Origin of the sequence: Thalassospira povalilytica, from assembly GCF_002844235.1 — a bacterium.
GTDB classification, from domain to species: Bacteria; Pseudomonadota; Alphaproteobacteria; order Rhodospirillales; family Thalassospiraceae; genus Thalassospira; species Thalassospira povalilytica.
In genome coordinates, this window is sequence record NZ_PGTS01000004.1 from 392,048 (window position 1) to 405,655 (window position 13,608).

8 protein-coding genes and 1 riboswitch are annotated in these 13,608 nt (G+C 55.3%); of the genes, 7 read left to right on the forward strand and 1 reads right to left on the reverse strand.

Annotated elements, in window-relative coordinates; genetic code table 11:
- The first annotated feature begins 99 nt into the window (after positions 1 to 99).
- The 3 genes from CU041_RS13235 (at position 100) to CU041_RS13245 (ending at position 5,473) form a co-directional block, all read left to right on the forward strand.
- A complete protein-coding gene (locus tag CU041_RS13235) occupies positions 100 to 861 on the forward strand; it encodes a PhoH family protein (protein ID WP_068519893.1) in 762 nt (253 codons plus the stop codon).
- A 184-nt stretch (positions 862 to 1,045) separates the two neighbouring features.
- Positions 1,046 to 1,270, forward strand: a riboswitch (cobalamin riboswitch).
- A gap of 108 nt (positions 1,271 to 1,378) precedes the next feature.
- Positions 1,379 to 4,339 carry a ribonucleoside-diphosphate reductase subunit alpha gene (locus CU041_RS13240; RefSeq protein WP_101247275.1) on the forward strand — a complete coding sequence of 987 codons (2,961 nt, stop codon included), beginning with the start codon at positions 1,379 to 1,381 and terminating at the stop codon, positions 4,337 to 4,339.
- A 21-nt stretch (positions 4,340 to 4,360) separates the two neighbouring features.
- The gene (locus CU041_RS13245) at positions 4,361 to 5,473 is read left to right on the forward strand and encodes a ribonucleotide-diphosphate reductase subunit beta (RefSeq protein ID WP_101247276.1); all 1,113 of its coding nucleotides are present in this window, start codon (positions 4,361 to 4,363) and stop codon (positions 5,471 to 5,473) included.
- Positions 5,474 to 5,555: 82 nt separating this feature from the next.
- Here the strand turns inward: CU041_RS13245 and CU041_RS13250 are convergent, their stop codons facing one another.
- Entirely contained in the window at positions 5,556 to 6,536 is a 981-nt protein-coding gene (locus CU041_RS13250; protein WP_228196060.1) for a cation diffusion facilitator family transporter, read from the reverse strand.
- A 235-nt stretch (positions 6,537 to 6,771) separates the two neighbouring features.
- Between CU041_RS13250 and CU041_RS13255 the strand changes: the two genes are divergently transcribed.
- From CU041_RS13255 to CU041_RS13270, 4 genes are all read left to right on the forward strand, one after another.
- Positions 6,772 to 8,754: a heme lyase CcmF/NrfE family subunit gene (locus tag CU041_RS13255; RefSeq protein WP_101247277.1), complete on the forward strand. Its 1,983-nt coding sequence runs from the start codon at positions 6,772 to 6,774 to the stop codon at positions 8,752 to 8,754.
- Between the two features lie 22 nt (positions 8,755 to 8,776).
- Entirely contained in the window at positions 8,777 to 10,015 is a 1,239-nt protein-coding gene (gene ccmI, locus CU041_RS13260; protein WP_101247278.1) for a c-type cytochrome biogenesis protein CcmI, read from the forward strand.
- A 463-nt stretch (positions 10,016 to 10,478) separates the two neighbouring features.
- Positions 10,479 to 10,925, forward strand: a complete 447-nt coding sequence (locus CU041_RS13265; protein ID WP_068520018.1) for a response regulator — start codon at positions 10,479 to 10,481, stop codon at positions 10,923 to 10,925.
- Between the two features lie 22 nt (positions 10,926 to 10,947).
- Entirely contained in the window at positions 10,948 to 13,572 is a 2,625-nt protein-coding gene (locus CU041_RS13270) for an ABC transporter permease (protein WP_101247279.1), read from the forward strand.
- The last annotated feature ends 36 nt before the right edge of the window (positions 13,573 to 13,608 follow it).

The following is a 13,608-nucleotide window of genomic DNA, read 5'->3' on the forward strand; positions in this document are numbered from 1 at the left end:
CTACCGCCACTTCCATCGCAAGATGAAAATTGAATGCGCGCCTTTCCATGACGGAATGGCGCGTTTTGCTTTTTTGGCACATTTGATGAGGTGATCGTCATGGGTAAGCGCGCAGCACGCCGTCGTAACCGTCCGCAACAGTCCGACAACAATGTCCATGAACTGTTTGATGAAAAGAACGCTGACTGGCACCCGCTTCAGGGGGAAGCCGCAGAACAGAAAGGACAACGCGATCAAAGCTACCGCCGCAACATCCGCCCGAAAAGTGAAAACCAGGCCGCATTGATGGAGGCCATTGATGCCTTCAACCTGGTCCTTGCCCTTGGCCCGGCAGGCACCGGTAAAACCTATATCGCCGTTTCCAAGGCGGTCGAGGCCCTTGATAAGGGTGATATCGGCCGCATCGTTCTGGCCCGCCCGGCTGTTGAAGCCGGGGAAAATATCGGCTTCCTGCCCGGCGATGTCGAAGCCAAGATGGCCCCGTATCTTCGCCCGCTTTATGACGCGCTTAATGATCGCCTTGGCACCAAGCGCCTGCGCACATACCTTTCGGACGGCACGATTGAGATTGCCCCGATCGGCTATATGCGTGGCCGTACCCTGAACAATGCCTTCGTCGTCATCGACGAAGCCCAGAACTGCACATACGGGCAGCTTAAAATGCTGGTGACCCGTCTGGGCTGGAATTCTACCATGATCCTGACCGGCGACCCGGATCAGACCGACCTACTGCCGGAAATGTCGGGTCTTTCGGAAATGTCTGAACGACTTGAAAATGTCGAAGATGTCGCCTGTGTCCAGCTGCGCGACAAGGACATTGTCCGACATCCGCTGGTTGCAAGCATGCTTACGGTTCTCTGATTTCGGTTATCAAGTTCCGACACAGCAAACCAAAGAAGAAAAAAGGACGGGCCCCGAAAGGGCCCGTCACTTTTTTTTTGGATCTGCTTATATAGACTGATAATTCTTGGCTTCGCGCCCGATCACCGGGATCGATAAAACCTGTCAAGAAAACATATATATTGACGAAATTTTCAATCCGAACCCAATATATAGACATCACGGTCCTTCTTACCGAACCATATCGGTTTGAAGGCTAAGAGGGAATTCGGTGCGTTTTGCATATGCACGACAATGCCGAAGCTGCCCCCGCAACTGTAAGCGGCTAGCTTTAATCCAACCATGGTCACTGAAATGCTTGGCATTTCGGGAAGGCCGGATGAAGCATCGATCCGCAAGCCAGGAGACCTGCCGTGAGCGAACGTAAACATTCACGGGCGGGGTGTCCCGGTGGAGTGCTTGTGATCTGACTGGCAAACCGCCAATCATCCCTGCATACCTCCGTTTGGCCTTTGCCCCCATATGATTGGGGCTTACGATGTCAGAAGCAGTCGAGTTGGAACGGCCAGCCGTTTCCGATCCTTCATCAAATTCACAAACCATCTATCAGGTGATCCGTCGCAACGGATCGGTTACGGCCTTTGATGCAACCAAAATCAAAACAGCCCTGACCAAGGCATTTCTTGCCGCCGAGGGCGAAACCGCGTCGGGATCACATCGGGTACATGACATTGTCGATGGATTGGCCGATCAGGTTACCACGACCTTGTTAAAGCGGGCCGCGCCGAGCCATACCCTTCAGATCGAAGATATACAGGATCAGGTCGAGCTGGCCCTGATGCGCAGCGAACATCACAAGGTTGCGCGCGCCTATGTCCTGTATCGTGAAGACCGTGCGCGCGAACGCGCCAAGCTTGATGCACGCAAGAAAAGCAAAAAGGCCGGGCAGCCCGATCTTCATGTCACCCTGCCCGACGGCAGCAAAAGGTTGCTTGATATTGACCGGTTGGCGACCGTGATTGCCGAGGCCTGTGGCGACCTTGATGGCGTCAGCACAGCACCGATCATGGAAGAAACCAGAAAGAACCTTTATGACGGTGTCACCACCGGGGAATTGGCACTTGCCCCGATCATGGCAGCCCGAACACTGGTAGAGCGCGAACCGAATTACGCCTTTGTCAGCGCACGTTTGTTACTTGACAAGCTTCGGACAGAAGCCCTGAGCTTCGTCTTTGACCAGCCCGAACAAGCCACCCAGGCCGAGATGGGCGTACGATACGCGACGTATTTCCCCGCCGCGATCACGGCTGGCATCAAGGCCGGTCTGATTGATCCGGAATTGTCAAAGTTTGACCTGAAAAAGATTGCCGCTGCGATCAAACCGGAACGTGATCTGAATTTCCAGTATCTGGGACTTCAGACGCTTTATGACCGTTACTTCCTGCATGTCAAAGGGTCGCGGTTTGAACTGCCACAGGCCTTTTTCATGCGGGTTGCCATGGGTCTTGCAATCCGTGAGATCGACCGCGAAGCCAAGGCAATCGAATTTTATGATCAGCTTTCCACCTTTGTCTTCATGGCATCGACCCCGACCCTGTTCAATGCCGGCACATGCCGCCCGCAATTGTCATCCTGCTTCCTGACCACCGTGCCCGATGACCTTGATGGCATCTTCAAATCAGTCAAGGACAACGCGCTTTTGGCGAAATATTCCGGCGGCCTTGGCAATGACTGGACCCCGGTGCGTGGTCTTGGCGCGCATATCAAGGGCACCAATGGTCAAAGCCAGGGCGTGGTTCCGTTTCTGAAAGTCGCCAATGACACCGCGATTGCCGTCAACCAGGGTGGCAAGCGCAAGGGGGCTGTTTGTGCCTATCTCGAAACATGGCACATCGATATCGAAGAGTTCCTTGATCTGCGCAAGAACACGGGCGATGACCGCCGCCGGACGCATGATATGAACACGGCCAACTGGGTGCCGGACCTGTTCATGGAACGGGTGATGGCAGATGCGCCATGGACCCTGTTTTCGCCCGATGACACGCCGGACTTGCATGATCTTTATGGTGCGAAATTCAAGACCGCGTATGAGGCATATGAAGCCAAGGCCAATAGCGGCCAAATCACGAATTTCAAAACCGTGCGCGCGGTGGATCTTTGGCGGCGCATGTTGACCATGCTGTTTGAAACCGGTCATCCATGGATCACCTTCAAGGACCCGTGCAACATCCGGTCCCCGCAACAACATCGCGGCGTGGTGCATTCATCAAACCTGTGCACGGAAATTACACTCAATACATCGGCAGACGAGGTCGCGGTATGCAACCTGGGCTCAATCAACCTGTTGGCCCATGTCACCGAAAATGGCATCGACCATGACAAGCTTGCAAAAACGGTAAAAACTGCGATGCGGATGCTTGATAACGTCATTGATATCAACTTCTACACCATCCCCGAAGCACGCTATTCCAACATGCGTCATCGTCCGGTTGGTCTTGGATTGATGGGTTTTCAGGATGCGTTGCAGAAACTGAAAATCGCCTATGCCTCGTCAGAGGCCGTCGCATTTGCCGATGAAAGCATGGAAGCCATTTCCTTCCACGCCATTTCGGCATCGGTTGATCTGGCGGCGGAGCGTGGCCGGTATGAAAGCTTTGACGGTTCATTGTGGTCCAAGGGCACCCTGCCAATTGACTCGCTTGAACTGCTTGCCAAGGTTCGTACCGAATTTGATGTCGACCGCAGCCAGCGCCTTGACTGGGACGGGTTGCGCGAACGGGTCCAAACCACCGGCATGCGTAATTCCAACACGATGGCAATCGCCCCGACGGCAACGATTTCCAATATCTGCGGCGTCAGCCAGTCAATTGAGCCCGCCTATCGCAACCTGTTTGTGAAATCGAACATGTCTGGCGATTTCACGGTGGTCAATGCCGCCCTTGTCCGTGATCTGAAAGAACGCGGTCTTTGGGACGAGGTGATGATATCCGACCTGAAATATTATGATGGCAGCATCGGCCAGATTGATCGCATTCCCGATGACCTCAAGGCGCTATATGCCACCGCGTTTGAACTTGATTCATCCTGGTTGATCGAGGCGGCATCACGTCGTCAGAAGTGGCTTGATCAGGCGCAATCCCTGAACCTTTATATCGCCAATCCGTCTGGCAAAAAGCTTGATGATCTTTATCGTCTGGCGTGGTTGCGCGGACTTAAAACCACCTATTACCTGCGATCAAGTGCCGCGACCCATGTCGAGAAATCGACACTTAAGGGCACCGATGGTCGCCTGAATGCGGTGGTGAATGCCCCGCAAGCAGCAAGCCCTGCCCCATCGCCTTCGCCTGTTACCGCACCTGCACCTACACCAGCGCCCGCAGTCAGCAATCGTCCATCCGGGGTCATTGATGCGGGCGCCGCATCCGATGCGATTACCGGCGGTGACGTCTGGGGCAAGGCATGTTCCCTTGACGACCCTGATTGCGAAGCCTGCCAATAACCAGAAACCGGAATAAGAACCATGCTTGACTGGATTGAAAACGACGCCCCGGTTTCACACGATACCGGTGATGGCACAAATGATGCCACCGGCCTTGGCGAGATTGACCGTTCCGGCGGTCGTGTCACGGTCAGTGACAAGGCGATGATCAATTCGCGGGCCGATGTGAACCAGCTTCTGCCGCTTAAATACGGCTGGGCCTGGGACAAGTACCTTGCGGGTTGCAATAATCACTGGATGCCGACCGAAGTTTCCATGCAGGCCGACATCGCGCTTTGGAAATCGCGCGATGGCCTGACCGATGATGAACGTCGGATGCTTAAACGTAATCTGGGTTTCTTTGCCGCATCCGAAAGCCTTGTTGCCAACAACATCGTTTTGGCAATTTATCGCCACCTGACCAACCCGGAATGCCGCCAGTATCTTTTACGACAGGCCTTCGAGGAAGCGGTTCATACCCACACCTTCCAGTATATTGTCGAAAGCCTTGGCCTGGATGAGGGCGAGCTTTTCAACATGTATCGCGAAGTTCCGTCGATTACCGACAAGGCGGCATGGGCGTTGAATTATACCAAGCACCTTGATGATCCGAATTTTGCCACCGGCACACCCGAACGCGATCAGGATTTCCTGCGCGATCTTGTGGCGTTCTATGTCGTGTTTGAAGGCATGTGGTTTTACACAGGATTTGCGCAAATCCTGTCACTTGGCCGGCGCAACAAGATGGTCGGCATCGCCGAGCAATATCAGTACATCCTGCGTGACGAGAGCATCCATCTCAATTTCGGGATTGATGTTATCAACCAGATCAAGGCTGAAAACCCGCATCTTTGGACAGCGGAATTTCAGGAAGAAATTCGTGCGATGTTGCGTGATGCCGCCGAACTTGAAGCGGCCTATGGACGCGACACCATGCCCAATGGCTTCCTTGGCCTGAATGCCGAGCTCTGTGAGCAATATATGCATTTCATCGCCAACCGCCGTTGCGGGCAGCTTGGCCTTGCCCCCGTATTTAACGAGGTCGAAAATCCGTTCCCCTGGATGTCAGAGGCCATGGATCTGAAAAAGGAAAAGAACTTCTTTGAAACCCGGGTGATCGAATATCAGAACGGCGGCGCGCTTAGCTGGGACTGATTGCCACACCCAACATCATCATAAACAAAACGGCTGGGAACATGTTTCCAGCCGTTTTCATTCAAGCCTAGTCTTTTGGCGGTTAGCGCCCCATGGCGGCGACTTCGCTTCCGGCGTTGGACACCGGGATGTCGTGTTGACCGGCGCGTTTGGCGCGACCGGTGTGCCAGAATTCCGGGTCTTCGGTATAGCCGCTATATTCATCGAGATGGATGTCTTCGGGCGGTTCGGGATGGATGGTGATATCAAGATCGGGATATTCGGAACGGATGCTGTCCATTACCTGATGGCAGATGGTGTGCGCTTCGCGCATCAACATCCCGCCATCCATGATCAGTTCGATCTCGGCAAAGCGATGCACGCCCGATGACCGTGTGCGCAGGCGGTGAATGCCGATCACCGATGCGTTTTTCATGGTCAGTTCAATAATGCGCTGGCTGTCGGAATCGGGCAGTTCCGCATCCATCAGGACCTTGACCGAATTGCGTCCGACCTTGATCGCGGAAAACAGCAGGAAGCTTGCCACCAGTGCGCCGATTGCCGGATCGGCCCAGGCAAATCCCGATACCCCGGCAAACAGGGCAATGATCACGGCAAGATTGGCCAGAATGTCGCTGCTATAATGCATGGAATCGGCATCAACCGCCACCGATCCCGACATTCGCACCGCCTTGCGCTGCAACAGTACCAGACCAACTGTCATGACAAGTGACACCGCCATGATCCAGATGCCTTCATAGGCAAAGGAAATCTGTTTGGGTTCATTGAGCCTTGATGCGGCCTCGGCCAGGACCAGAACAGCCGCCCCGATCATGAAGGCCGACTGAAACAGCCCGGCAAGGGGTTCTGCCTTGCCATGGCCGAAACGGTGATCATGATCGGCCGGGCGCCATGCCGAACGGACCGCCATGAAGTTGATCACAGACGTGCCGACATCAAGCATACTATCAATCATGGAGGACAGCAGACTAACCGAGTCCGTCAGGAACCAGCCAACCGCCTTGATGATGATCAGGGTCGCAGCAATGACAATGGAGGCCGTCGTTGCACGACGTGCCCACATTTCTTTCTGCGCTATGTCAATGACGGGACATTGACTCATACGTTGTTGACCTCTGGCCGCCCAATCTGCCACCTGACAGCGGTTTTATAGCCTGTTTGAGCATAATATGTAATGACTATTGCCATATTTTCGCCCAGCGTTGTGCAGCAAATAGCGCATATTTGATATTCCGCAAGGTTTCCAAGCCTGTTTTAAGGGATTATATCTCGCAATCGGGCGCACAAGAGAGAACCTAATGATTGTAGAGATCGGACATTACGCACTGATATTGTCACTTGTTGTGGCACTCGCCCAGTCGACCTTGCCGTTTTTGGCCGCATCGCGCAGAGACCCGGTTCTTTTGATGGTGGCGCCGCGACTGGCGATTACCTGTTTTGCACTGGTCGCCGCCAGTTTTCTGGCGCTGACCTATGCATATGTGGCGTCTGATTTCTCTGTTCTCAATGTTCTGTCCAACAGCCATACCTCCAAACCGATGATCTACAAGATCACCGGTGTGTGGGCGAATCACGAAGGATCGATGCTGCTTTGGGTGATGATCCTGACCCTGTTTGGTGGTGCGGTTGCCGCGTTCGGGCGCAATCTTCCGCCAACGCTTCTGGCCCGCGTGCTGGGCGTGATGGGGCTGATTGGTGTTGGCTTTATTCTGTTTATCGTTCTGACCTCAAACCCGTTTGAGCGCGTGATCAACCCGCCGCTTGATGGTGAGGGCATGAACCCGTTGCTGCAAGACCCTGGCATCGCCATCCATCCGCCCTTCCTGTATCTGGGCTATGTCGGGTTTTCCGTTGCCTTTGCCTTTGCAGTCGCCGCCCTGATTGAAGGACGGGTTGACCCGGCATGGGCGCGCTGGGTCCGTCCATGGACGCTGGCGGCATGGGTCTTTCTGACCGCTGGTATCGGGCTTGGTTCCTGGTGGGCCTATTACGAGCTTGGCTGGGGCGGCTGGTGGTTCTGGGATCCGGTGGAAAACGCATCCTTCATGCCATGGCTTGCCGGTACGGCGCTGTTGCATTCGGCGATTGTGGTTGAAAAACGTGATGCGCTGAAAAGCTGGACGATCTTTTTGGCGATCCTGGCGTTTTCGTTCTCGTTGCTTGGGACGTTTCTGGTGCGTTCCGGGGCGCTGACATCGGTTCATGCCTTTGCCACCGATCCGACGCGTGGCGTGTTTATTCTGTTCTTGCTGTTTATTACGGTTGGCGGGTCGCTTGGCCTTTATGCATGGCGTGCGCCCAACCTTCGGGGTGGCGGACTGTTCCAGCCGATTTCGCGCGAAGGCGCACTTGTGTTTAACAATGTGCTGCTTTCGATTGCGGCGGCCATGGTGTTGCTGGGCACGCTTTATCCGCTGTTGCTTGAAACCGTGACCGGGGAAAAGATTTCGGTAGGCGCGCCGTTCTTCAACGCGACCTTTGTGCCGATCATGACCCCGGTCATCATTGCCATGGCACTGGGTCCGCTGATGCCATGGAAACGTGCCGACCTTTTGGGCGTGTTCAACAAGCTCAAGATCGCGCTGGCGGCAACGGTTGTGGTCGTTCTGGTCACCTTGTGGCTTGCCGGCGGGCCGGCCTTTGCCCTGTTCGGGCTTGGACTGGCGACCTGGCTGTTTGTCGGGTCGATCCTTGAATGGGCCGGGCGGATCAAGCTTTTGCGCGAACCGTTCGCCACAAGTCTGCGCCGGATGAAGAACCTTCCGCGTTCGTCCCATGGCACCATGCTGGCCCATGCCGGGGTTGCAATCGTGGTTGCCGGGATTACCGGATCACAAGCCTGGACCGAAGAAGCCGTGCAGTCGCTTGCGGTCGGGGAAAGTGCACAAATTGCCGATCATACCTTTACGCTCAGCGCGATCCGGGAATATCAGGGGCCGAACTTTGTCGCCCGTGAAGCAACCATCACCATTGCCACACCGGGTGAACGCACGGTCATTCTGACGCCTGAAAAACGTGTCTATACGGTCGAGGGCATGCCCACCACCGAGGCCGGGATTCAATCAAGCTTTACCGGCGATATCTATGCCGTAATCGGCGATCAGGATGAAAGCGGCAAGTGGATCACGCGGTTCTATGTCAAACCGATGATCCCGTGGATGTGGGCCGGCGGCCTGATCATGGTGTTTGGCGGGCTGATGTCGCTTTCGGACAGACGTTACCGGATTGGTGCGCCGACCCGTTCCCACAAGGCAGCGGCCAAAGCCGTTCCCGCAGAATAAGCGTCAGGGCTAGGAAACCTTCATGACCATCTGGATTGTTCTTGCCGCCATTACGCTTCTTGTTGCGGGCTTTGTCCTTTGGCCGGTCCTGCGTCAGCGTGAAACGGGTGCCGATGCTGCGTCTGATGACGACGATCAAAACGGCAATAACGAACTGAACCATGATCTTGCGGTTTATCGCGACCAGCTGGCCGAGATCGAGCGCGATATCGAACGCGGTGTCCTCAGCACCGAACAGGCCAATGCGGCACGTATCGAAGTACAACGCCGTATCCTGAATGCAGATCAGCGCATCAAGGCCCGGGAAAGTGGGGCGACATCACGCATCGGCAAGCCGTCACTTCGGATATATTCCGCCCTTGCGATTGTGCTGTTTCTGATTGGCGGGTTCGGGCTTTATCTTGATCTTGGCAGCCCCGATATGCCCGACCGCCCGATTGCCAGCCGGGCTGATGAAATCAATGCCATCCAACAGGCAGAATCGATCAATAGCGACCGGCTTGCTGCACTCAACCGCGCGGTCAGTGATCTTTCGCAAAAGCTGATTGCCGATCCGGAAAACCTTAAAGGGTGGGAACTGCTTGGCGCCAGTCTGATGGCGCTTGGCCGCCCAGTCGAGGCACAGACCGCGTTTCTTGAGGCCGTCAAACTGTCTGATCGCGATGGCGATTATCTTGCCATGTATGCGGAAAGCCTGATCCGTGGCGACAATGGCCAGATCAATGCAACCGCACGCGGTGTCCTTAAAGAAGCCGCGACAACCCAAAGCGGCGACCCGCGCATCCAGTATTATCTGGGCCTTGCCGATGCACAGGATGGCAATATTGCCGCGGCTGTTGATCGCTGGATCGCGCTTGCCAACAGTGCCTCGGCTGATGCGGCCTGGTTGCCGATGGTGGTTGCCCGGATCAAGGATGCCGCCCTTGCCCAGGGAATTGATATCGAAGGGCGACTTGATGTCGCAAAGGCCGCGCCATCCAATGGTCCAAGCCAGGACGATGTCGCCGCCGCCCAGCAAATGACACCCGAAGAACGTCAGGACATGATCAATTCGATGGTCGATGGACTGGCTGACCGTCTTGACGGCAATCCGGACGATCCGGAAGGCTGGGCACGGCTGATGCAGGCCTATATGGTGCTGGGGAAACAGGACAAGGCACAGGCCGCCTATCAGAAGGCATCGGATGTGTTTGCCGATCAGCCCGATCTGGTCGCCCGGTTTGATGCATTGGCCAAAGAGATCGGGATCACAGCAAACTAGATCCCGATCAGGCCGCCCCCGATGATCTGGGCTGGCAATTCGCGGGATGGCGCTGTAAAACTGTTTGCAGTTGATGAACCTGGCAACCATTCCCCGACACATTGCCAGCCGGGCGATACCACCCGTTTTCACCCATCATGATCCGCCCGGAAATCCGGCGGATACGGCGGTGATAAAAATATCCCTTCTCCCCTTCCACCACCACTTATGAGATATTATATTTCATACGTAAGAATAATGATTTCTACTTTAACAAGGCCTTATTGATTTGATTTTCGTGTCAAAGTATGAGAACCAGTCTTAAGGGTAGCTAATTTAGCAAATTGCTATTCTAGGATATGGGGTGCGGTCGATGGTTGGGGAACCATCGTTCTCTTTTCTTTTTATAATTCAAGAGATTCGCAGAGCGGGAAACAGGGACGGGGTATAGGATAACTACCCACCCGATTGGATAATGGGTGCAATGTCGGCTCACGCAAATGGCATAACGAACAATCTGTTGCTGATTGAAGATAATCCGGGTGACGCACGTCTTGTGCGCGAAGCTCTTCGGGAATTCAAACGCCCGGTGGAGCTGCATCACGTCAAGGATGCCACGACAGCGTTGCAGTTCCTGCAGCAAGACGGCCCCTATCGGAATGCGCCGCGCCCGCGCCTGATTCTTCTTGATCTTAATATGCCGCGCAAGGATGGTCGCGAAATGTTGCGCGATATCCGCAATGATCCCAATTCGGCTTCAATCCCTGTCATTGTCCTGACGACGTCGGGGGCGGACCACGATGTTGATCTTTGTTATGCTGCCGGGGCAAACTGTTATTTGCGCAAACCGGTCGATGTGACAGAATTCATCGATCTGATGAAAATGATCGAATCCTTCTGGCTGGGGCTGGCTTTAACCCCGACGCCGTAACCCACCTGCCAGCGAGACGCGCATGTCCCGCCTGCCATCATCTTCTTCGCGTTACGCCACATGCAAAGCCATCGGTCGCTTTGTCCATTGTCAGCTTCGCAGACCGACTGCGGGCATATGGGCGCTGTTTGCGACCCTGGTGTTTGCAATCACCACCCTGTCACTGACGGTCAGCATGACCCATTCAGTACGCGATGCGCTGCGCCAGTCGGCCGAACAAACAATCGGTGGCGATATCTCGTTACGGCTGTTTCACCGACCGCCAACAGATGCGGAGTTGGGGTTCCTTGAAACTTTCGGCATTGTGGCTGTCAGTGCCGAACAACGCGTCATGATCCACCCCAAACCCGATCAACCCGGAATTTTATCGGAACTCAAGGCCGTTGACCGGACATATCCGCTTTTCGGGGATGTGAAGCTTTCGCGGCCCGGCCCGGTCAGCGCCATTCTGGCAAACGATGATGATGATGATGCCGGTGGCAACAAAAACCTGCCCGGGGCAATCGTTGATCAGGATTTTCTTGATCAAAGCGGACTTTCGATCGGCGATGTCATTCATCTCGGCGATCAGCAATATCGTATTCGCGCAGGGTTGCTGGCCGAACCGGAACGACAGTTCAGGCTGTTTTCACTGGGACCGCGCATTATCGTATCGCTTGATGACTATCGAAAGAACGCCCTGCTATCTTCAGACAAACAGGTTTACTGGTATAGCCGACTGAAACGCAGCCAAGCTGACCCCCGCCCCAACAGTCAGGTGATCGCCGATATCGAAGCCCGCTTTCCCGAAAGTGGCTGGCGCATTGTGAATGCTGCTGATGGCATCCCGGGTATCGAGCGGATCGGCGAGTTCGCCACAGCCTTTGTCAGTTTGATCGGCATTGCGATCTTTGCCATTTCAATGAGCGCGATTGCCAATGCCATTCGAACCGATTTGAACGGTCGGCAGGATCAGTTTGCCCTGATGCGCGCCGTCGGGGTCAGACCGGGGCAACTTGGCATCACCATCGCCGGGTTGGTCTGGGGCATTGCGGTTGTGGCATTGATTGTATCGGCATTTATCACCCAGCTTTTGGCCGGTATGATCGCCCCGATATTTGCAAGCAACCTTGGCATTACACTTAACCCGTCAGTCCATCAATGGACTGATATTACGGGCTTTGTTGCGTGTTTTGTGGCTCTGCTGTCAATCGGACCGATACAGACGGCATGTGCGGTCAAGCCGGCCCTGCTGTTTCGCCATCAGACCGACAAAACGCCGCACGGGTCAGGCACGCAACATTCCGGGGCGTGGCTGACCCGCGCAGCAATCCTGACATCGGCCATCGCTGTTATCTGGTTTGCAATGCGCCTGATCGGGTCCGGTTGGTTTTCCGGTATTTTGATCGCGGTGCTTGTGCTGTGTCTGTCGGGATTTATCGGCGTCGGGTTTTTGATGCGCAAGGTTTCAGCACTGGCCGCACATCGATGCGCGGGATCACCATCCTTGAAACTGGCCCTGCGCAATATTGCCCGCCCGACCAGCCCGACGGTCACTGTTGCCGCGTCATTTGGTCTGGCAGTGACATGCCTGTTTGCGGTCATTGTGTTCGGGGCACTGGCGGGACATCACCTTAGATCCGTCTTGCCAACTGAAACCCCCGATCTGGTGTTTTTTGACCTGCCCCCCGATCAGCAGACCACTTTCCGGACTGCCGCCCTTGCCGTGCCATCGGTGGAAGCGATCGAACAAATGCCATTCGTGCATGGTCGGGTAACCCGTCTTAACGGCAAGCCGGTTGTCCTTGATCAGGTGCCACGACGCTATCACTGGTTTATCCGTGGTGACCGGGGTCTGTCTTGGGCGCGTCACCCAAACACAACATTGCAAAAGGCCGAACTTGTGGCTGGTGATTGGTGGCCAGACGATAGTATCAATGCAAACCTTGTGTCGCTTGATGCCGATATTGCCCATGCACTTGGTCTTGGGCTCGATGACAGCATTTCGGTCAATATTCTGGGTCAGCGGCATGACCTAAAGATCGCCAATCTGCGCAAGATCGACTGGTCGCGCCTTGGCCTTGATTTTCCGATGGTATTGTCCCCGATGCAGCCGCCATTTGCCCATGGCGTGATCACGACAATTGACCTCGTCCCGTCATCCGCATCCCGAAATACCGCCGCCGCGATCAGCCGCCTTGGCGATCAGTTTCCCGCCGTTCCGATGATCCGGGTATCGGATGTCATGGATCGCCTTGGCACCCTGTTTGACCAGGTGCACGGCGTTCTGTTGCTGTTGACGGTAATGGCAACCGTCGGGGCCTTGCTGGTGATTGTGACCGGGTTGATTGCCCAGCGTCAGGATGGCGCGGCCAACCTTGCGATGCTGCGTGCCCTTGGTATTCGACCGGGGCAAATCATTCGGACAGGCGCACTTGAAACCGGCATTGTGGTTGCGGCAAGCGGGGTTCTGGGCACGGTGGCCGGGACAAGTGTCGCGGTGCTGGCAGCATCGCGCCTCGGATCATTCGACGTCGCGGAGACCGTGGTAATGATGGCGCCCCTTGCGGCAGGGGCCGTGGCACTGATCGGGATCATCGGGTTTGGTGGCGGATGGATTTTGCAACAGGCATCCCTTCGGGCACAGTCGGGTTGGCGTCGCGGATAGGACCAGAGACCACACCAGACAGGGCACTCTGCCCAT